Raw genomic sequence first — 20,337 nt, forward strand, 5'->3', positions numbered from 1 at the left:
GTCACTTTGCCGGGTTGGAATTGGGGGAAAGCGGTTGGCCGGGCGGTACCCAGTCTGGCAGGACGAGACCATTCGAAATGATCGCCTTGGCCCCGTCTTCCAAGGTCATATCCAGCCGGATGACCTTGGATTCGGGCAGATAGATCAGGAACCCGCCCGTGGGGTTTGGCGTGGTGGGCACGAACACGCCGATATAATCGGAGCCCAGCTTCGCCTCCAGTTCCCCCCGGACTTTCCCGGCCACAAAGCCAATGCACCAGGCGCCTTCCTTGGGATATTCGATCATCACCACTTCGCGGAACTGACCGCTGGCGTTCGTCTGGAAGACATCCCGGATCTGCTTGAACACCGAATAGATGGACCGCACGAAAGGCACGCGCGCCATGACCCTGTCGGTCGTGTCGACCACATATTTGCCGAGGAAGTTTGTGGCGATTGCGCCCAGAAGCGTGAGGAAGATCAGCAGAATGATCAGGCCGAACCCTGGCACGGCATAATTGAGATAGGTTTCAGGCCGCAAGCCCGCCGGGAGGATCGGAACCACCCAGCTGTCGATCATCCTGATGAAGAAGTCGAGGATAGCGAAGGTTGCCACCATCGGCAGCGCGATCAGCATCCCGGCCACGAAACGCGCACGCAGCCAGGCAAGCGGCCCCGGCTTTGGCGGCACATTCACGACCACGATCCCGAAATCGGGCTTTTCATTCTCTGACATCTTCTGACCCTGTGACGCTGCGGCCTTCCTCTGGGTTACCGCTTGGCGCGCCCCTTCTTCCGCGTAATTGTGGCGAAGATGGGAACCGCGAACGACATAGAAAAGGGCCTGAGTGATTGGGCCAGAGAGCATTATGGCGCAGCCGCTGCGATTGACGGTCTGCGCCGGCTATCGGGAGGCGCCAGCCAGGAAACCTGGGCCTTTGAGGTGGAGGCGGGCGAGAAAAGCGAGCCGCTGATTCTGCGCCGCGCGCCCGGTGGAACGGCGGTCGCGCGCAGCTCTGAAGCCATCACGCTGGCTATGGAAGCTGCCCTGCTGGCTGCGACGGACAAGGCAGGCGTGCGCGTGCCTGGCGTGCGGCATGTATCGCCGCCCGGCTCCGCCCTCGGCGAAGCCTTCGTGATGAAGCGGGTGGCGGGCGAAACGCTGGGCCGGAAGATCCTGCGGGATGCCGAGTTTGAAACAGCCCGCACGCGGCTGACCCAGCAATGCGGCGAGGCGCTGGCGCGCATCCATTCGGTGCCGCTGAGCGGCCTTCCCCAATTGCCCACCAGCCCCGGACGAAACCAGATCGACAAGTATGAGGCCGTTTATCGCGAATTCGATCTGCCCCGGCCGGTTTTCGAACTCGCCTTCGCCTGGCTGAAGGATAATGAGCCCGAACCGGCTGATCCGGTTCTGGTGCACGGGGATTTCCGCCTGGGGAATCTCATCGTGGATGAAAACGGCCTAGCCGCCGTGCTCGACTGGGAACTCGCCCATATCGGCGACCCGCGCGAAGACATCGCCTGGCTATGCGTCAATTCCTGGCGCTTTGGCCAGACGGAAAATCGCGTCGGCGGCTTTGGCCAGATCGATGAGTTGCTGGATGCCTACGCCGCCGCCGGTGGCGCCCGCTATCGCCCGGCAGACATCGACTGGTGGGAAATCATGGGCAGCCTCAAATGGGGCGTCATGTGCATGACCATGTACGGCGCCTTCAAGACCGGCGCGGACCCCAGCGTCGAGCGCGCCGCCATTGGCCGCCGCGTGTCTGAAAACGAAATCGATCTCATCAACCTGTTTGAGGGACTTGGACGCCATGCATGACGCCCCCTCCGCCAAGGAACTGATCGAGGCGGTCAAATCTTTCCTGGACAAGACCGCCATGGTCCAGCTGCAGGGCCACGCCGCTTTCCACGCGCGGGTCGCCTCCAACGCGCTCGCCACAGTGCTGCGCGAAATGGAGCAGCGGCCGGGCGCAGAGGCCCGCGAGCGGGATCGCCTGCAAGCGCTTTTGAAGTCGGATGAGGCTGATGTGGGTAAGCTGAACCGCCAGCTCTGTGAGGAAATCCGGACCAAGCGGGTTGACCTCAGCACGCCGGGCCTGTTGACCCACCTAAAATCGACCACAATTGATCAATTGTCTGTCGATCAGCCGGGCTATTCGGGACTCCGTACCGCAGCCCGCTAACATGCGAGGTTGAGATGAATAAGTTTGTTCTGATCGGTGGTGGCGCGCTCTTGCTGGCGGCAGGCGGCGTGGCAGCGTGGATGCTGATGTCTGCCCCGGAGCCGGAACCGGTTCATCTTGATCCTTACGACTATTCACAGGCCGAGAGCTGGGACGTGAAACCCGCCGAGCAGCCGCCCGCCGTCTGGGACAGTGGCTGGGCCATTGATGTGGTACAGCTGGCAACAGATACCCGCCGCGACCCCGAAGACATCGCCGCTGCGCTGGACGCCATCGGCCCGGTCTATGCGCCCAAGCTGCGCGCGCCGAACTTCGCCGAGGACGCAGCCGCAGCGCTCCAGGAATATCTGGACGTGAACAATAATGGCCGCGCCTTTGTCATTGCCAGCAACCAGCCCCTGCCGGCCAGTACGGTGCCTGTCATCAATGCCGACCCGATGGTCCGCGCGCGCTTTGGGGGCGTGCTGCTGCTGGATGGCCAGGAAACCGCCTTTGCGGCCGGCGTAAATCCCGCCAGCGTCTGCTCAGACCGGTTTGGAGCCGGCGAAGTCTGCGCCGCTCCAGTCGAGATCAAGCGGACGGATGGCGAGTGGGTCGTCGCTGGCGAGGGCCCGATCGGCGGCGCCGTGATCGACGGTTTTGCCGACTGGCTGGACGGAAGCGCGCCAAAACTGGCCGAGCCGCTGGGCGATCTGGAAGAAATCGAAATCATCGACATCCGCCGCCCCGGCCAGACAGACTAAGCAGGACCGGCTAGCCGGGTTTGGCTGCAGGCTGGTTTTCCGGCGCGGCCAGAACGAAAGGCTCCAGCCCCCGGCACGCCGCATCAACCGCCAGAAGACGCGGGAACGCGGCCAGATCCACCTTGAACCGGCGGGCATTGGCCATCTGCGGGATGAGGGCGATTTCAGCGATGCCGGGCGCGTCGCCGAACAGGAAATCCCTGCCCGCTGAGGCCTGCGCCATGTCCTCCAGCGCCCTGAAGCCCCGGACGATCCATTCGGCATACCAGCGCGAAATGGCGGCCTCATCAGCCCCGAACTCCTTGCGCAGATAGGCAAGCGGGCTGAGATTGTTGAGCGGGTGGATATCGCAGGCGATGACATCAGCAAATGCCCGCGCCTGAAGGCGGGTCCACGGTTCTTCCGGCAGCAGCGCCGGGCCTTCCAGCGCCTCGTCAATCCACTCGATGATCGCCATGGATTGCCCGGCCACCCGGCCCTCCACCTCAATGGAAGGCACGCGCATCTGCGGATTCAGGCTGCGGTATTCATCCGTAAGCTGTTCATCAACCCCGCCCAGAATGTTGATCGGCACAAGGTCGTAGGGCGCGCCCTTCAAATTGAGTGCAATGCGCACCCGGTAGGCCGCCGAGGAGCGCCAGTAATCATAAAGACGGATCATGCAATGTCCTCCAGCTCGAGCACCCTCAGCAATTCCTCGCGGGCAATGCGGCATTCATCCGCAAATGCCGGGTCAGCAAGATCAGCCGGGGACAGACGATCCCGATAGGTTTTCCGAATGACGTCTTGCAGATCGTCAATCAGCTCATCATCGAGCAGTACGCCCGAATGGCATTCGGAGAGTTCGTCCTGCGTCATCACCACGCGCAGGCGCAGGCAGGCCGGCCCGCCCCCATTGCGCATCGACTGGCGCACATCAACGAACTCAACCCTGCCGATCGGGCCGTTGCCCGCCACCATCTGTTCACAGAAGCGGCGGGTTGAGGCGGTCTCCTGCGCCTCCAGGGGGGCCACGAGTACCAGCCTGTCTTCGCCAGGGAACTGGAGCAGCTGGGAATTGAAGAGGTAAGACCGGATCGCGTCTTCCAGCGGCACTTCGGCTTCAGGCACCATGACAGGCTTCAGCTCGAACAGGCCATCGCCTGCCCGGCGCAGCGCTTCCAGCGTGCTCCGGGTATCCTCGAACGCCGCTTCATGGAAGAACAGGGTGTCCAGCGCGCCAACGCAGACCACATCATTGTGAAACGCCCCTGCCTCAATCGCGCGTTTTGCCTGCCGGGCAAATACAGTCCGCCCTTCCTTGAGGCCATGCGACCGCGCGATGGACTGCGCCGCCAGCAATGTCTGGCGGGCCGGGAAGCCGGAAACCATCTCGCCCGCTTCACGGCCATATACAAACAATTCCACGCCCGCGCCGCCATGCTCAGCACACAAACGAACGTGATTTGCCGCGCCCTCGTCGGAGAAATCCGAATGGGACGGCAGGGCGCCATGAACGGCAAATCTGTGATCCCCGGAAAAAATCGAGATCAGCGTTGTCGTCGTATCGGGATGCTCAAGGCTGCGATGGAGCATGGTGGACAGGTTTGCGGGCGTGAAATGCAGCAAGCCATCCGCAGTGTCTGCCGAAGGCGACACTGTGGCGGCATTCGCCGTCCACATGCTGCTTGCCGAATAGGCTGCCTTCAGGAGCCGCGGCGCGATCTTTCCGGCCGCCTCGATGATGTCCGCATCCGAACCGGAGAACCCGGCCGACACAAGCAGATCAAAATTCGGACGCGGCAAAGGCGGCAGCACGCCCTGCACGAGCCCTGCCCGCACAAGAAAGCGCATCTTTTCCAAACCCTGGATCGCCGCCTCGCGCGGGTTTGAAACATCCCCCGCATTGCGCGAACTTGCCAGGTTTCCGTCTGACAGGCCGCCATAATTATGGCTCGGCCCGATCAGGCCATCAAAGTTGACTTCAGCCGCGAGCGTCATGCTTCAGCCTCGACAATCCAGGCGGCCGCCTTGAGCCGTGTACGGCCATCTTCTCCGGCAAGCTCCTTGAGCCGGGTGACAACTGCGCCTTTCACAACATCCGGATCGATCCCCTGCTCGGTAATGGCGCGCCAAAGTGGCCCCATCTCCAGCATGAATTCTGCCGTATCCTCTGCGGAAGCGCCGGGCAGAACAAGATCGCCATCCCAGGGGGTAATCGAAATGTTGGACCAGCCGCTTTCCGTCAGTATATGCCCAACATGATCCGCATCACCAAACGCGAATGGGCCGGGAGTGCCCGGCGGAGGCGGCGCGGGCGGTGTTTTCAGAAGGTGCATCGCCGCCTGCAGGGGCGCCAGGGCCCAGGTGTTTTCCGCCAGCGGACGCCAACATGCGAACCGCAGGCGCCCCTTGGGTTTCACGCCGGCACGGATATTGGCAAACGCGGCCACCGGATCGGCAAAGAACATCACACCGAAACGCGACAGGACCAGATCGACAGGCTGCGCCGGCCGCCACACTGCGGCGTCCGCCACCACAAACTCGATCCCAGCGCCCACTGCGGCTGACCTGTGTTTTGCCAACTCGATGAGCGGGGCAGACACGTCCACACCGGTGACCGACACATTCATGGCGCTGGCCGCCACATTCAACGACAGTGCCCCGGCGCCGCAGCCGATATCGATGACGGCCTGCCCCGGCCCTGGCAGAACGGGCGAAATGATCACATCGACAAAGGGCGACAGCATCACATCCATTCTGTCTGCGTCGCGCACCCATTTGCGGCCTGCCGGGCCATTCCAGTACTCAATCTGCGAGGTGTTATCCATTTTCTTGTCTCCTCTCAGGCCGGAAAGCCCGGCGCAGTCATCCGCGCAGCCTTAGGGGCAAGCTGGCTGGCCTGCGGCCAGGCGCAATAGTCGGCCGCATAATACGCCCCCGGACGGAAATTCCCTGACAGCCCCGGCCCACCAAACGGCATGGCGCCGCTGGCCCCTGCGGTCGGCCGGTTTCTGTTGAGCACGCCTGCGCGCATCTCGCTATAGGCCCGTGCCCACAGCGCGTCATCATCGCTGACAAGGCCACCGGAGAGACCGTATTTTGTTGCATTGGCGCGCAGAATGGCCTCATCGAAATTCGCCGCGCGGCTTACCTGGATCAACGGCCCGAAAAGCTCCTCATCCGGAATATCCTGAGCCTCAGTTACATCTACTATTCCCGGCGAAACGAAGCCCGTTCCCTGCGCGCCCGTTTCCAGCGGCAAGATAGCCCTGGCGCCCTTCGACAGGAGCATCTGGTAAAACTCGGCCGCCTGCGCTGCGGCCCGGTGGGAAACCAATGGGCCCATGAATATTCCGGGTTCATTCCAGGCGCCGGCGCGAATGCCCCTGGCCCGCGCGGCGATAGCGTCAATCACGGCATCCCCGAACGCGCCTTCCGGCAGGATCAGGCGGCGCGCGCAGGAACAGCGCTGGCCGGTTGTGAGGTAGGCCGATTGGGCAGCGATATCGGCCGCCGCGTCCACATCCGCAGGATCCCAGACAATCAGGGGATTGTTGCCCCCCATTTCCAGCGCCAGGATGACATCCGGCCTGCCGGCAAAATGCCGATGGAAGAACACGCCCGTGGCCGCAGACCCGGTAAACAGCAGCCCGTTGATCGGCTGAGCAATCAGCGCTGCGCCAGTGTCACGTCCTCCGTGGACGATGTTTATGCACCCTTCGGGGAGCCCGGCGGCGGCAAAGGCATCCGCCATGATCTCTGCCACGGAGGGGGCCAGTTCAGACGGCTTGAATACGCAGGTGTTGCCCGCCAGCAGCGCCGGCACGATATGCCCGTTCGGCAGGTGGCCGGGGAAGTTGAAGGGTCCGAACACGGCCATCACACCATGCGGGCGATGCGTCAGGCGGGATTGGCCAAAGGCGGCCGGCTCATCGCGCTCTCCGGCGCGCTCTTTCAGGGCCGCCACGGAAACACCGATCTTGGCCTTCATCGTGGCCGCTTCTGCCTGGGAATCCCAGAGCGCCTTGCCCATGTCGCGGCTGATCGCTTCGGCGATAGTCGCCGCGCGTTTGCCGATCTCGTCGGCGTATCGCTCCATGATGGCGATCCGCTCATCAACCGGCGTCCTGGCCCAGCCGGGAAAAGCCGCCCGCGCAGAGGCAACGGCGGCGGCCACTTCGGCGGCATCCGCCGAGCGCCCTTCCCAGCTGACCTCGCCGGTCGCCGGGCAATGCTTGGCGAAGGCAGCGCCATTTCCGGGGCGCCACTTGCCATCAATATATACGCCGTTTTTCATTACTTGCTCCGTACCCAGAGGCGCGCCGGCATGCCGGGCTTCAGGTGCAATGCGTCCAGAATGTCTGCGGAAACAACCAGATTGCTTTCGCCCCGCCGCAGGAATTTTCCAAGGGAAACGCGGAAATCGGGAAGCCTGTTGCTGGAAAGAAGCCCCTGGCGCGCATCCGGATCACCATCCACATCGCCCGCCTCTACCGTGACAACGCGGCTTTCCTGAATTGTGCGGATGTGACGCCTTTGCGCCGCCACCAATGGGCCGCCATCGAAGATGTCCACCGTCCGGTCAAACTCGAAGCCTTCCCATTGCAGCAATTTGTAAGCCCCGACACCTTCAGAGTGACAGCGCCCGATCACCTCCCGAGCCTCTGGCGGCAGCAGGTCAACATACACCGGATAGCGCGGCATCAGATCGACAATGAACTGATTGTCCGTGATCGCCGAAAGCCTGTCTGCCTCGGCGAAATCCATCCGGAAAAAGTGCCGCCCAAGACACTCCCAGAAGGGAGACTCTCCGGTGTCATCAACAACCCCGCGCAGCTCCGCCAACACCTTGTCGCTGAAACGATCCGGGGCTGCGGCCATCAGAAGATAGCGCGACTGGGCCGCCAGCCGCCCGGCGCCGCCGCCCCGGTGATCCGGCTTGAGGAACAATGTGCCAACTTCCGTGTAGCCGACATATTCGTTCGTCAGCACCAGCGCATCCATGTCGAAGCGAAGGTTGCCGGCGGCGTGGCTGGCCTGCGCCAGCGTGATGATACGGTAGTTGAAAAAGGGCTGGTCGATGCCCGTGCCGGCCTTTACCGCGGAACATCCGACGACCTTCCCGGTCGGCGCATGCTCCATCATCATCAGATACTTTCCATACTGAAGATTTTTCTGCCGGCCGTGAAATGCCTGGTCGGATTTCTCGAGCCGCTCCCTCAGGATCGGCTCATCCACAGGCAGGCTGGTAAATCCGGGTCCGGACAATTCGGCCAGTTCCATCAGAGCCTCGAGATCGTCGAGCCTCGAGGGGCGCATTACATATTCAATGCTCATACTCAGCGCCCCATCAATTCCTTGATGCGCTTTCCGTCCATCCGCCCATCGGCCAGCCGGTTCAGGATAAGCGCCGAAAGCGTCGCGCGCTCAGCAAAGCTGTCAATGATCACAAACTCTTCATCGGAGTGAATCCGTCCGCCGCGCACACCCAGCGTATCAACGTTCGGAACACCCGCCGCAAAGATATTATTCCCTTCGCAAACGCCGCCGGTATCGACAAATTCGAGTTCAAGACCGATCGCCTGGCCGGTGGCATGGATGGCGTCGAACAGCGCCTGCTGCGCCGCGTTGCGAGGCTTCGGAGGACGGTAAAAACCGCCATGCAGGTGACCGTGAATGCCATCGCGCGCCGAGGCGCGCGCAAACAGACGCTCCACCTCCCGGGTGGCCCAGGCTGAGGCCTCCGCATCGGGCGCGCGCGCGCCGAAGCGAACAACGGCCAGATCCGGCACGATATTGACCGGGCTGCCGCCCTCGATGGCGCCGACGTTGAAGGTTACCCCGTCGCGCTGGCCATTCAGCGCTTCCAGGCCGAGAACGAGTTCCGCCGCCGCCTCAATGGCACTGCGGCCTTCTTCCTTCGCGCGGCCAGCATGCGCCGCCCGGCCATGCAGGACGATGTCAAACACGGCAGAGCCCTTGCGGCCGCCGGACATCGCGCCCGTTTCCATGGCTGGCTCATACGTCATACCTATGTGCGCGCCAGAACGGGCAGCCTCCGTCAGCGCCGCTGACGAAGCGAAATTTCCGATTTCCTCGTCCGGCGTGATCACGATCTGATAGCCGAGACGATCCTTGAACGGACCACTTTCAAAGGTCTTGAGCGCTTCGAGCATGAGGCTCAGCCCGCCCTTCATGTCTGCCATGCCGGGGCCATTGATCTGGCCATTACCCAGGTCTCGAATGGTTTCGAACGTGCCCGGCGGGAAGACCGTATCATAATGGCCGGACAGAACGACCTGTATCGGGGCGGCAGGCCGGGAGCTGACCTTGATAATCGGCCCGGTATGCATCTGCACCACCCGGCCATCCGCGCCGACATTGTCAAAGCCGGGCCCCTCCACAAGACGCACATCGGCCTCGAGCGCCGAGAAGGCATCTGCAAGCATGGGCGCCAGCGTTTTCAGGCCGGGGATATTATAACTGCCGGTATTGACGGAGGACCAGGCGCGGGTCCGGGCAATCATGTCGGGGGCGGCTGCAGCGAGGCGCTCGCGCGCGGCCTCGTCTTCGCGGGAAAGGGAGCTGAGTTGGGTCATGGCCCCTTGGTTTCACAGGTGAAGGCACGCGGCAAGCCTCTGCCCTTCCCCCGGGAAAACAAAAAAACGGCCCAGCTTTCGCCGGGCCGTTTCCTTAGAGAAATCAATCGCCGTTACTGAACGATGATCGTGACTTCCGAGCGGCGGTTCAGCGGCTCGCGAACACCGTCAAGCGTTGCTTTGGCGAGGGCGGTTTCACCTTTACCGTCTTTCGCGATCAGCGTGTTGGCAATGCCGCGCTGGGTCAGAGCGGAAGCAACCACGTCAGCGCGGCGAACCGACAGACGCTGGTTGTAGTCAGCGTTACCCGAGGTGTCGGTGTGACCAACGATGGTCACCGAACCGGCCGAGCAGCCTTCAACCGAACGAATGTTGGCCACAGCCTGATCGATAACTGCCGAAGCCTGGCTCGTCAGATCCGAACGATCCCACTCGAAGTACACCACGAACTCCTGGCTGAGTGCAGAGCACTGCTGGGCCAGCGGCGGGGCGGTCTCTTCCGGCGGAGGCGGCGGAGGAGGCGGCGGGGGCGGAGGCGGAGGAGGCGGCGGGGGCGGCGGCGGGGGCGGCGGCGGAGGTGCCGGCGGCGCAGCGAACGAATAACGCACGCCCAGGGTCGCGGTGTGATCCTGGTAGTCTACGTCATAAGAACCTGCGGTCCCTGCTTTGCCATCAAAGTTGAGGTCTTCAACAGTGAAATACTTGTAGCCGACGTCCATGGTGAGACGCTCAGACAGTTTGAAGCCGAGGCCGAGCAGACCCTGATAGGCGATGCCCGAGGCTTTGTCCGAGAAGCCGTTTGCAGCGGCGCCAGCCGCAAGCGTACGGTTGGATGCTTTTGCGTCCACGCGCGCGCCACCAACACCGAGACCGATGTAAGGCTGGATCGTGCCACCTTTGTTGAAGTCGTAAAGGCCATTGACCATCAGGTCAGTGACGCTGGCGTAGCCAGCCGGCGCAGCCGTCGCGCCCGTGAGCGTACCGTTGATGCCGTTGGGAACATCAAGATCGCCACCGCGCTGGCCGAGCACGCCCTCAAGGCGCAGGCCATTGGCGAAGCCATAACCAAGGCCAACGCTCAGGCCGAGGTTTTCGGAAACCGACGAGTCGCCAACCATCGAACCAGCAAAGGCTGCGGTCGGATCGTGATCAACAGTGCCGTCGAAGGAATACTGGACGTCCGCGCGCGAATACCAGCCGTCTTCGGCGTGCGCCGTGGCGCCAGCAGTCGCAAAAGCGGCCGCGGCAGTCGCGCACAACAGAGTTTTCTTCATACTCAATCCCCTTTTGTGTGCCGATGACGGGATTGTCCTCGGCCGCAGGTTCATAGCGGGTATCAACCGCATGCTTTGGTGTTAAACGTTTTTTCCGCCGTCCGCGAGCATTTTTAGTCCCAATACCCCCGAATGCGGTGGAAATTTTCGCTTACCGAGACCCTTTTGCAACAGGTCACCATAGCCGTCAAACAACGCATTGTTAACGTACGCTGAACGACAATTCACAAACGCAGCGATCCGGGCCTTGGTTCCAGCCCGGAGGCAAATTTTTTGATTTTCCGGCCGAATTCCACAACCTCCGCCCAAACCGGCCGGTTTCGGTGCCACAGGCAGATTCTTCGCCGAATCAGGCTTGCCTCTGCCTAACGGCTGAGGCCGGGATTCTGTTCCGGAAGGGAGACTGCTGAAGCGGTGCAGGCCAATGGTCCAGACCGGAAGACCATCGCTCGCATTGCGCCGGAACGCCGACGGGAAAGGGCCGTGCATCGCTGCCCGGAATCTGCATCCAGGATCGCAACCAAAGCGGGAAACCCAGCTCTCCAGCCGGCGCGCACCCCAGCCCCGAACAGCAAGGCGCCAGCCAGATCATCTGGCGCTCACGAAGGCGAAACTGGAATGGAGGGGGAGAGATGGTACCGCCTCTCCGGCTTGAACGGAGGACCTCTGGTTCCACAAACCAGCGCTCTAACCAACTGAGCTAAGGCGGCATCTGTTCCGGCGACATACAGCTACCGGAAAAGGGTTTCAAGCAGAGAGAAGCGGCCCGAAGCCTCTGCCCTGCCGAAAAATATCAGATCTTCACAACCTGGTCGAATTCCAGATCGACCGGAGTGCCCCGGCCAAAGATCGAAACGGTGACTTTCAGGCGGCCATGCGCCTCGTCGATTTCCTCGACAGCGCCTTCGAAGCCCTGGAACGGGCCATCATTGACCTGAACCTGCTCACCAATCTCGAAGCTGACCTTCGGACGCGGACGCTCAGCCGAGGTGTCGGTCGATTTGCCGAGAATGCGGTCAACTTCCTTCTGACGGACCGGCAGCGGCTTTTTCCCGCCTTCAGCACCCAGGAAGCCGGAAACCTTCGGCGTGTCCTTGACCAGGTGATAGATATCGTCGGTCAGCTGGGCCTTCATCAGCACATAGCCGGGGAAGAACCGCTTCTCGACCGTCTTCTTCTTGCCGCGGGCAACCTCGACGACTTCTTCAGTCGGCACTTCGATCTCTTCGATCAGGTGCAGCAGGCCCTTGCGCTCCGCCTGTTCGCGAATCGTGGCGGCCACCTTCTTTTCGAAGTTGGAATAGGCGTGGACAATGTACCACTTGGCATCAGGCATGGGGCGAACGCGCTCCGGAAGGTCTGTTGGCGTCACGGCAGCCATCAAGCGCCGCGTACGAAATTCACGAACAGGGTTATGACTGTATCGGTCAGGAAAAGGAATATCGCGATCAGGATCGACATGATGAGCACGAAAATCGTCGCCTGGATCGTCTCCTGGCGCGAAGTCCATGTCACCTTGTTACCTTCCGCACGCACCTGGCGCAGGAATGTAACCGGTCCAACCCGCTTCTTCTTTTCCTTCTGGTCCTTAACGGCCATGTCACCACTCACTTGAAAGGCGGGCGATTAGCCCTTTTGGACGCCCGCGTCCACGGCAAATATGCATGGAACTCCTCTTCAGGAGCGCCAACCCGCTGCAGATGTGCGGTGAGTTGCTCTCCGAAACAAGCCCCGCCCTGCCCTAAACCTTGCCGAAAGCCCTGGGTGGCAGGCCGGGCACGTCCACTTCCACAGCAAACAGGCTGCCGGAGAGCGGCCGCGCATCGAGCTGGGGAAAGCTGAGCCCGGTTCTGGCGGTCGTGATGAAAAGGGTGCGCATGTCCTGCCCCCCAATGGCGCAGCCGGTGGGCAGCGGCGCGGCGAGGATGATGACCTTGTCCAGCGTTCCATCCGGCGCAAACCGGGCCACGCGGGACGCGCCATGCAGGCAGACCCAGAGGCCCCCTTCGCTGTCAACCGTCGCGCCATAGGGCAGACCGCCCAGCTCGTGCGTAAACGCAAAGGTCCGCCGCCCAGAAAGCGCGCCCGTTTCCGGGTTCACGTCGAAGGCCAGGATTTCCGCCTCGGCACTGTCGCAGGTGTAAAAGGTGCGCCCGTCCGGCGAGAATTGCAGCGTCTTGGTGACCAGCACCGATGGCAGGCGCAGCGGCGCCACCGTCTTGTCGGGGCCATAGCGGTAATAAACCCCGCTCGGATCACGCTCGGCCTCGTCCATCGTGCCGAACCAGAACGAGCCGTCCGGCGCAACGCCGCCGTCACTGGTGCGATTGGTCGGCGGTTCATCCGGAAGGGTGCACAGCCGCTCATAGGCCTCATTGGCCGGATCGAAGAAACCGATCTCCCGGTCAGCCGCCATCAGCAGATGGCCCCCATACAGCGCCAGGCTGCTGGCCTTCACCGGCAGGTCATAGCGGCGGGTATTGCCGGTCTTGGGATTGTAGCGGTGCAGTTTTGCCCGGCGGATATCGACCCACCAGAGGAAGCCCTCAGAGGGGCTCCACAGCGGCGCCTCGCCCTGCATACAGCCGGTTGGCGCAACGCATTCAGGGGAAAGGATCATGGCGGAGACCGTCGCAATGGATGGAAAGGGCGAATTAATCCTCGCCGAGAAGACCCGCAAGGTCGGCGAGTTCAAACAAGCCCTCCCGCAGCGCCTCACTGGCGGAAATTTCGTCAACGTCAGCGCCCAGGGCATCCAGGGCAAGGCCATAGGCCTCCCGCAGCGGGCCATCGGCCACCAGCAGCACTTCATCGCCGGGATCGTAATGAGCCGCCACATCGGCGCCAATCAGCAGGCCGGCAATCGCCGCCGCCTTGCAGGCAGGGTCAAGCTGGCCGGTGAAGATGGCTGCTTCCACAGCGAAAACCGGGGGTGCGTCGTCGGTATCGAGCGCGCGCTCGACCCATTCGCGGAAGACGCGCGGATCGAAGATCTGGGCCGGGCCGTCCTTCAGCGCCAGAGCGCCGGCCGTGAGCAGCAGATCTCGCAGCTCGGAGGTGATTTCGGTGGAGAGACCCAGGATGCGGCCATGTTCCAGATCATAGTGGCGCGTGTGGCGGCCGGCGATGCAGACGGCGGCGTGATCTTCGCCCAGCCCCGCAAGAATGGTCTCGGAGCCGCACGACATATCCGGCGGAGAAAGCTGGCGCAGCCAGGGCACAATCCAGATGCCATCGCGCGCCATCAGGTGACCCGGCAGGGCCATCAGGGGACCAGGAATGGACACGTTGGTGACAGATTGGGACAGAATACCCACATCGCCGGACACGATGACCGGCACGTCCGGCCACGCCCCCAGCCACTCGCTGACATGGAAGCGGATGCGCGAGAGATATTCGGACGCAGCGATTCGCTCCGGCTCGTGCATCACGGTAGAGGACAGGATCTCTCCCTCCCCATCATAGGCCCAAGCCGAGAGCCGGGAGCCTGACCAGTCCAGGCCAATCAGCGCGAGGCTGTCTTTCATCTCAACTGCTTTCCGATGACCGACGCATCTGACGTTTCCTCATCCGGTGTGGGCCAGCGAATGCTCCGGCGCAAGACGCAAGATGCCCTATTGCTCTTGCTGCGGCGCGGCGCGGGCCTAAACACGGGGGAGAGCAGGATCAGCCAGGCGGAGCAGCAGCCATGTCTTCAAACGAGTCCAAACCCGCAAAGGCGGCAGAGGCGCTTCTGAAGCTGGTGGACATCATGGCCCGGCTGCGCACGCCGGAAACCGGCTGCCCCTGGGATCTGGAACAGACCTTCGCGACCATTGCCCCCTATACGATCGAGGAGGCCTATGAGGTGGCCGATGCCATCGAGCGCGGCGACATGGGCGACCTGCGGGAGGAGCTGGGCGACCTGCTGTTCCAGGTGATCTTCCACAGCCGCATGGCCGAGGAGGCGGGCGCCTTTGCGCTAGCTGATGTGGTGGGCGCCATCAATGACAAGATGATTCGCCGCCACCCGCATGTGTTCGTCGCCGCCGACGGCCGGGACGCGGAAGGCCAGACGGTGGCATGGGAGGAAGTGAAAGCTGCCGAACGGGCCGCGAAGGGCAAGAAGGCAGAGGACACCAGCGCGCTCTCCGGTGTGGCGCTTTCCCTGCCCGCTCTGCTGCGCGCCGAGAAGCTGCAGAAGCGGGCGGCCCGGACGGGCTTCGACTGGACCGAAGCGGCGCACATCTTCGACAAGCTGGAAGAAGAGACTGCCGAAGTGAAAGAGGCGATGGCGAGCGGAGACGCCGACGCCATAGAGGACGAGATCGGTGATCTCTTGTTCGTGGCCGCAAACCTTGCGCGCCGGCTATCTGTTGACCCGGAACAGGCCCTGCGGCGGGCAAACGCAAAGTTCGAGCGCCGTTTCCGGGCGATGGAGGCGGCAGCGGCAGAGGCGGGCGTAGATTTTGCGTCGCTTAGCCTCGATGAGCAGGAAGCCTACTGGCAGGGCGTGAAGAAGGCGGAACGGGAGTGAAGCTTCGGAGCCCGCTCTATCCTTCGACTTCGCTCAGGATGAGCTAAGAAGCGCTTCACTTGAGGATCTCATCCTGAGCGAAGTTGAAGGATGGGCGGGCACGAAGGCGCTGGCCTCGCATCTGGAACTTGCTATCGTCGAGCGATGCAGTTCTGGGTCTATATTCTCGAATGTTCCGACGGGCGCTTTTATGTCGGCTCACATCGCGGCGATGATCCTGAAAACCGCGTGCACGAACACAATCAGGGCCTCTATCCCAAGGCCTATACCTTCCGGCGCCGGCCGGTGAAGCTCGTCTGGTCAGGCGAGTTCGAAGACCCAAACGATGCGGTTTGTTTCGAGCGGCAATTGAAAGGCTGGAGCCGGGCCAAGAAGATTGCCTTCATCAATGGCGACTGGGATGAGCTGAAAGAATTGGCAAAGTCACGGACGGCACCTGCGATCCACGAGAAAGGGCTGTTCTACAAGTTGACACATCCTGATGCGGATAATGAGTGAGCCCGCCCATCCTTCGACTTCGCTCAGGATGAGCTTTGAGGCGTTGTGCAACTTTCAAGGAGCTCATCCTGAGCGAAGTCGAAGGATGGGCGGGCTTCAAGCTGTTGAAATATTGGCGGCCAGTGCGGAGAATTCTGCGCGGAACTGGCCCAGCCGCTCGGCTGAGAGGCGAACGGAGATATCCGTGCCGCCATCGTCGAGTTGGGTTTCCGAGATCACCTCTCCATGCTGATGAAGCCAGGCGCGCGCCTTGCCATCTGCGGGGCTGAGGGTGAGACGGATTTCTGTCCGGCCCCGGAGGAGTGATTTCTCGATCAACTCCAGCAGGTTTCCGATGCCCTCGCCCGTGAGCGCCGAAACAGCCGCGGCGGGTGGATCATCCGTGATCGCCGCTAGCGCGGAAAGGGACTCGGCCCGCTCCGGTGAGAGCGCGTCCATCTTGTTCCAGGCCTCGATCATTGGCGGCAATGGGAGCCCGGACTCAGTTTCCAACCGCTCCAGCACCAGCGCCACATCCTCCGCCTGCTCCATATCCGACGCGCTCGACCGGTCGCGAACATGGACGAGCAGGTCCGCCTGCAGCGATTCTTCAAGCGTTGCCTGGAAACTGTCGATCAGGTGGGTGGGCAGGTCGGTGATGAAACCGACGGTATCAATCAGGGCCGCTTCGCCCAGCGTTGGCAGGTCCAGCCGCCGGATGGTGGGGTCGAGCGTGGCGAAGGGCATGTCCTTGGCGAACACATCGGCCCCGGTCAGCCGGTTGAACAGGGTAGACTTGCCAGAGTTCGTATACCCGACCAGCGCAATGACAGGTTTGCCGGAACGCCGGCGCCCTGCCCTCTGCACTTCGCGGGTGCGCTTCACATCATCCAGATCACGCCGCAGACGGACGATCTTGTCGTCCAGCATCCGGCGGTCTGCCTCAAGCTGGCTTTCGCCGGGACCGGAGAGGAAGCCGCCCCCGCCGCGCTGGCGCTCAAGGTGGGTCCAAGTGCGCACGAGACGCGAGCGCTCATACAGGAGGCGCGCAAGTTCCACCTGCAGGCGGCCCTCTTTGGTGCGCGCCCGCAGGCCAAAGATTTCGAGGATCAGGCCAGTCCGGTCGATCACCTTCACGCCGAGGCGCTTTTCAAGGTTGCGCTGCTGAACGGGGGTGAGCGAGGCGTCGATGACGGCGAGCGTGGCGTTCGTCTCGGCAATGTCATTCGCCATACGGTCAAGCAGGCCGCCCGACAGCAGGAAGGAAGAATTCACTTCACGGACATGATCGGGCCGGATGAAGCCCAGCTCACAGCCAAGAGCTTCGACGAGACCGGCGGTTTCGGACAAACGGTCCGGACCCGGCCGGTCCCTCGGTGTGAACCACGGGATCACGACGCCGGCAATTTCCGGCGACGGAAGGCGGTCAATCAGTTTTTCAGTCAAACGGGATCAGTCTCCGTCCATTTCCTCATCGAAGAGCTGGACCGGCGCGCTGGGCGCGATGGTCGAGATGGCATGCTTGTAAACCAGCTGCGGCGGGCGTCCGTCACCCCGGAGGAGGATGCAGAAATTGTCAAACCATGTGACAACACCCTGGAGCTTTACACCGTTGACGAGGAAGACGGTGAGCGGGGTGCGCGATTTGCGGACGGCGTTGAGGAAAGTGTCCTGGAGGTTTTGCTTCTTATCGGCGGACATCAGTTTTTTCTTTCTTGTTTTTGTTGTCTTATCCTGCGCAGCTAATGTCATTGTTTACCCTGCGCAAGGGTGTTCCCCCTTTACCCCCGCCAGAAGCTTAGGGAAAGAGCCGGTAACACGGTCAGAATTTCAACCCTGCCTAAAACCATGGCAATACTGAGCAGGATCTGACCCACCGGACCCAGATTGTCTGTGGCCTGCCCAATCAGCCCGCCGGAGCTGGTCAGCGCGCCGATGGAGAGCCGAATCGACTCCTCGAAAGGCACGTTGAGGAAGGCCAGCACCGCGATCACCGAGAAGACCGCCCCCGCATAGACGATGAAATACACCCACACGCCGATGACGCTGCGCTCGTCCAGCTCGCGGTCGCGGAAGCGGAAGCTGAGGATTGAGCGGCGATAGCCGAGTTGGCGGAACTCCTGCCCGGCGCGCTGCCCCAGCACGATAAAGCGGGCAATCTTGATCCCGCCCGCCGCCGAGAGGGCAGAGCCCCCGATCAGCGCGGGCAGCACGGCAAGCGTCAGCGGGATCTCGGCGTCGCGCGCCCCGGCCGAGAGCGGGATGCCGGACGTCGACAGGCTGGCCAGGGACCAGCCGAGGCCATTCATCATCGACACGCCGAGCGGAAGGGTTGCGGCCGCAAAGATCAGCATCAACAGCAAAAAGACCACCGTTTCGGGGTCCGTGATCGCGGAACGCACAGCGCCGATACGCAAGGGCAGCCACACGGCCAGGCCCAGCGCGCCAACAGCCAGGCCCGCAGCCAATATGAAACTCGCCACCGGATTGGGCGGCAGGAAGGTCTCCGCATCCGGCAGAACAAGGCCCGTGGAGATGACACTGACCGCATCGGCCAGCGCCCGCACCGGGGGCACGCCCGCCATCAGCAGCAGCAGCAGGATGAAGCCGACGGAAATGCCCAGCATCAGGCCGACGCCGGCACAGATGCGGGGCATGGCATCGAAATAGCTGGCGTCGGGAACGGTGAACAACACCGTGCGATGAACGCCGGGGCCGCCGAGATTGATCGCCGCAAACACGCCGGCCGCCATCACGACGGCCGCATAGGTGCCCAGCAGGTGCAGAATGCCGCGCCAGTAAAGCAGGCTGATAGGCCAGGCGGATTCGGGAAAGCCCAGAATGGAATGGCCGGTGGTTGTGAGGCAGGAAGCGGCCTCGAACAGCGCGGCAGCAACGGAGTCGTTGGCCACGCCGAACACGAAGGGCATGGCGGCCGCCACGGGCGAGAGGAACCACCAGAGCAGCACAACGGCAAGCGCATCAGACGGGCGGGCGCGGCGGGAAGGCTTTGGCGCCAGCAGCAGAACACTGGACGCAAAAACCGAAATGCCGAGCGCCGTGGCGCCGAAGGAAATGATCTGCGGGGTTTCCCCCATCGCCCAGGCGAGCAAGGCAGCCGATGCCGCGCAGCCTGCCAGGATGAGCATCAGCAGGCCAAGAACACGGACGACCGACGAATAATTCATGGATCAGAAATAATCCGGGTTAACCCGGAAGAACTTTTCGACCGTGCGCACCATCTCGGCCTCATAGAAGACGATGAGATGATCTTCGGGGCGCACGGTGACACCTTCTTCGGCCATGATGATCTGATTGCCGCGCACGATGGCGGCCGCCGTCATACCTTCGGGAAGGTCGTCATAGCCGAGCGGCTTGCCGATCAGCGAGGAAGTTTCCAGCGTAATGCCTTCGGCCACTTCCGCCATGCCATCTTCCAGGGACTGCAGGTTGAGAATGCGGCCCCGGCGCATGCGCATCAGGATCTGCGAGACGGTCAGCGCGCGCGGATCGAGAACGGTGTCCACACGCATGTCGGAGGCGAGGCCGGCAAGCTCTGGCGAGTTGATGAGGGCAAGCGCCCGCTTGGCACCGGCGCGCTTGGCGAGGTTGGAGATCAGGAGGTTGGCCTTGTCATCATCGGTAATGGCGATGACGAAATCGGCCCGGTCCACGCCGCCTTCGGCGAGGATGTCCGGGTTCAGACCATCGCCCTGGATGACGATGGAGCGCTTGACGGCCGCCACGGCCTTGTTGGCGCGCTCGCTGTCACGCTCGATCAGGCGGACGCGGATATGGCTTTCCTTCTCCAGCATCTTGGCCACATGCAGGCCGACATTGCCGCCGCCGACGATGACGACGTGATCGAGACGGCTCTGCTCGGTGTTGAAGATGGAGGTAAGGCGGCTGGCATGGGCATCGAAAACGGCGATATAGGCGCGGTCGCCAGGCTTGAGCACATCCTTGCCGCGCGGGGCGTGAACCGCGTCGCCCCGGCCGATGCCGATGATGCGGGCAGAAAGATCCGGGAACAGACCTTTGAACTGGTCAACCGCCACATCGATCAGCGGATTGTCGGCGCGCAGTTCGAAGCCGAGCAGCTTGATCTGCCCGCCGGCGAAATTCGCGCTCATGATCGTGCCGGGCGTGCGGAACCGCTGGAGGATGGCGTCTCCCACTTCAGCCTCCGGCGAGATCACCATGTCGATGGGCAGGCCCTCGCGGGAGAAGATGTTTTTCCAGGCCGGCTCCAGATAGGACCGGTCACGCACACGGGCGATCTTGAACGGCACCGAGAACAGCGTGTGGGCGATCTGGCAGATCACCATGTTGATTTCGTCGAAATGGGTGACGGCAATGATCATCTCGCAATCGGCCGCGCGGGCGCGCTTGAGCACATCGGGGTGCGCCGCATGTCCGACAATCCCGCGCACATCCAGATCAATCGACACCTGATCCACAAGATCGGCGCTCTCGTCGATAATGGTGATCTCGTGCTTTTCCCGAGCAAGGCGGCGGGCAATGCCCTGCCCTACCCGCCCGGCGCCGCAGATCAGAACGTGCATATCTTCAAGCCTT

At 62.5% G+C, this 20,337-nt stretch carries 21 protein-coding genes and 1 tRNA gene; 5 read left to right on the top strand and 17 right to left on the bottom strand.

Annotation, left to right across the window (positions count from 1 at the left end):
- Nucleotide 1: 1 nt before the first annotated feature.
- The gene (locus tag ACQKI2_RS16310) at nt 2-715 is read right to left on the bottom strand and encodes a DUF502 domain-containing protein (RefSeq protein ID WP_427380686.1); all 714 of its coding nucleotides are present in this window, start codon (nt 713-715) and stop codon (nt 2-4) included.
- Nucleotides 716-793: 78 nt separating this feature from the next.
- On the opposite strand from ACQKI2_RS16310, the gene ACQKI2_RS16315 reads away from it, so the two are divergent.
- Genes ACQKI2_RS16315 through ACQKI2_RS16325 form a run of 3 tightly spaced genes read left to right on the top strand, consistent with a single transcriptional unit; the run spans nt 794 to nt 2,911 of the window.
- Nucleotides 794-1,804, top strand: a complete 1,011-nt coding sequence (locus ACQKI2_RS16315; RefSeq protein WP_427380687.1) for a phosphotransferase family protein — start codon at nt 794-796, stop codon at nt 1,802-1,804.
- On the top strand, nt 1,797-2,168 hold the full coding sequence (locus ACQKI2_RS16320; RefSeq protein ID WP_427380688.1) for a DUF6285 domain-containing protein: 372 nt from the start codon (nt 1,797-1,799) through the stop codon (nt 2,166-2,168). The genes ACQKI2_RS16315 and ACQKI2_RS16320 overlap by 8 nt, the downstream gene beginning before the upstream one ends.
- A 14-nt stretch (nt 2,169-2,182) precedes the next feature.
- Nucleotides 2,183-2,911 (top strand): hypothetical protein, encoded by a 729-nt coding sequence (locus ACQKI2_RS16325; RefSeq protein WP_427380689.1) that lies wholly within the window; start codon nt 2,183-2,185, stop codon nt 2,909-2,911.
- A 10-nt stretch (nt 2,912-2,921) separates the two neighbouring features.
- Here the strand turns inward: ACQKI2_RS16325 and maiA are convergent, their stop codons facing one another.
- From maiA to ACQKI2_RS16385, 12 genes are all read right to left on the bottom strand, one after another.
- Nucleotides 2,922-3,572, bottom strand: a complete 651-nt coding sequence (maiA, locus tag ACQKI2_RS16330; protein ID WP_427380690.1) for a maleylacetoacetate isomerase — start codon at nt 3,570-3,572, stop codon at nt 2,922-2,924.
- A complete protein-coding gene (locus tag ACQKI2_RS16335; RefSeq protein WP_427380691.1) occupies nt 3,569-4,891 on the bottom strand; it encodes an N-succinylarginine dihydrolase in 1,323 nt (440 codons plus the stop codon). The genes maiA and ACQKI2_RS16335 overlap by 4 nt, the downstream gene beginning before the upstream one ends.
- A complete protein-coding gene (locus ACQKI2_RS16340; protein ID WP_427380692.1) occupies nt 4,888-5,721 on the bottom strand; it encodes a class I SAM-dependent methyltransferase in 834 nt (277 codons plus the stop codon). The genes ACQKI2_RS16335 and ACQKI2_RS16340 overlap by 4 nt, the downstream gene beginning before the upstream one ends.
- A 14-nt stretch (nt 5,722-5,735) precedes the next feature.
- Nucleotides 5,736-7,190, bottom strand: coding sequence for a succinylglutamate-semialdehyde dehydrogenase (gene astD, locus ACQKI2_RS16345; RefSeq protein WP_427380693.1), 1,455 nt, complete (start codon nt 7,188-7,190; stop codon nt 5,736-5,738).
- Nucleotides 7,190-8,230: an arginine N-succinyltransferase gene (locus ACQKI2_RS16350; RefSeq protein ID WP_427380694.1), complete on the bottom strand. Its 1,041-nt coding sequence runs from the start codon at nt 8,228-8,230 to the stop codon at nt 7,190-7,192. Before ACQKI2_RS16350 ends, astD begins: the two co-directional genes overlap by 1 nt.
- Before the next feature lie 2 nt (nt 8,231-8,232).
- Nucleotides 8,233-9,492 carry a hydrolase gene (locus tag ACQKI2_RS16355; protein ID WP_427380695.1) on the bottom strand — a complete coding sequence of 420 codons (1,260 nt, stop codon included), beginning with the start codon at nt 9,490-9,492 and terminating at the stop codon, nt 8,233-8,235.
- A gap of 113 nt (nt 9,493-9,605) precedes the next feature.
- The gene (locus ACQKI2_RS16360; RefSeq protein WP_427380696.1) at nt 9,606-10,766 is read right to left on the bottom strand and encodes an OmpA family protein; all 1,161 of its coding nucleotides are present in this window, start codon (nt 10,764-10,766) and stop codon (nt 9,606-9,608) included.
- 633 nt (nt 10,767-11,399) lie between these two features.
- Nucleotides 11,400-11,476: transfer RNA gene (locus ACQKI2_RS16365), tRNA-His, on the bottom strand.
- An 83-nt stretch (nt 11,477-11,559) separates the two neighbouring features.
- Entirely contained in the window at nt 11,560-12,102 is a 543-nt protein-coding gene (nusG, locus tag ACQKI2_RS16370; protein WP_035597054.1) for a transcription termination/antitermination protein NusG, read from the bottom strand.
- A gap of 44 nt (nt 12,103-12,146) precedes the next feature.
- Nucleotides 12,147-12,365: a preprotein translocase subunit SecE gene (gene secE / locus ACQKI2_RS16375; protein ID WP_035597051.1), complete on the bottom strand. Its 219-nt coding sequence runs from the start codon at nt 12,363-12,365 to the stop codon at nt 12,147-12,149.
- A 142-nt stretch (nt 12,366-12,507) separates the two neighbouring features.
- Nucleotides 12,508-13,386, bottom strand: coding sequence for an SMP-30/gluconolactonase/LRE family protein (locus ACQKI2_RS16380; protein WP_427380697.1), 879 nt, complete (start codon nt 13,384-13,386; stop codon nt 12,508-12,510).
- Nucleotides 13,387-13,420: 34 nt separating this feature from the next.
- The gene (locus ACQKI2_RS16385; protein ID WP_427380698.1) at nt 13,421-14,293 is read right to left on the bottom strand and encodes a 2-dehydro-3-deoxygalactonokinase; all 873 of its coding nucleotides are present in this window, start codon (nt 14,291-14,293) and stop codon (nt 13,421-13,423) included.
- A gap of 161 nt (nt 14,294-14,454) precedes the next feature.
- On the opposite strand from ACQKI2_RS16385, the gene mazG reads away from it, so the two are divergent.
- Both mazG and ACQKI2_RS16395 read left to right on the top strand, forming a co-directional pair.
- Complete coding sequence (mazG, locus tag ACQKI2_RS16390; RefSeq protein ID WP_427380699.1) at nt 14,455-15,282, top strand: nucleoside triphosphate pyrophosphohydrolase; 828 nt, start codon at nt 14,455-14,457, stop codon at nt 15,280-15,282.
- A gap of 90 nt (nt 15,283-15,372) precedes the next feature.
- Complete coding sequence (locus tag ACQKI2_RS16395; RefSeq protein WP_427380700.1) at nt 15,373-15,780, top strand: GIY-YIG nuclease family protein; 408 nt, start codon at nt 15,373-15,375, stop codon at nt 15,778-15,780.
- Nucleotides 15,781-15,876: 96 nt separating this feature from the next.
- Here the strand turns inward: ACQKI2_RS16395 and hflX are convergent, their stop codons facing one another.
- The 4 genes from hflX to trkA all read right to left on the bottom strand — a co-directional run bounded on the left by hflX (nt 15,877) and on the right by trkA (nt 20,324).
- Nucleotides 15,877-17,205 carry a GTPase HflX gene (gene hflX / locus ACQKI2_RS16400; RefSeq protein WP_427380701.1) on the bottom strand — a complete coding sequence of 443 codons (1,329 nt, stop codon included), beginning with the start codon at nt 17,203-17,205 and terminating at the stop codon, nt 15,877-15,879.
- 6 nt (nt 17,206-17,211) lie between these two features.
- The gene (gene hfq, locus ACQKI2_RS16405; RefSeq protein WP_035597036.1) at nt 17,212-17,460 is read right to left on the bottom strand and encodes an RNA chaperone Hfq; all 249 of its coding nucleotides are present in this window, start codon (nt 17,458-17,460) and stop codon (nt 17,212-17,214) included.
- 80 nt (nt 17,461-17,540) lie between these two features.
- On the bottom strand, nt 17,541-18,947 hold the full coding sequence (locus tag ACQKI2_RS16410; RefSeq protein ID WP_427380702.1) for a potassium transporter TrkG: 1,407 nt from the start codon (nt 18,945-18,947) through the stop codon (nt 17,541-17,543).
- Between the two features lie 3 nt (nt 18,948-18,950).
- The gene (trkA, locus tag ACQKI2_RS16415; protein ID WP_427380704.1) at nt 18,951-20,324 is read right to left on the bottom strand and encodes a Trk system potassium transporter TrkA; all 1,374 of its coding nucleotides are present in this window, start codon (nt 20,322-20,324) and stop codon (nt 18,951-18,953) included.
- Nucleotides 20,325-20,337 lie beyond the last annotated feature (13 nt).

Source organism: Hyphomonas sp. NPDC076881, from assembly GCF_050269995.1.
Taxonomy (GTDB): Bacteria; Pseudomonadota; Alphaproteobacteria; order Caulobacterales; family Hyphomonadaceae; genus Hyphomonas.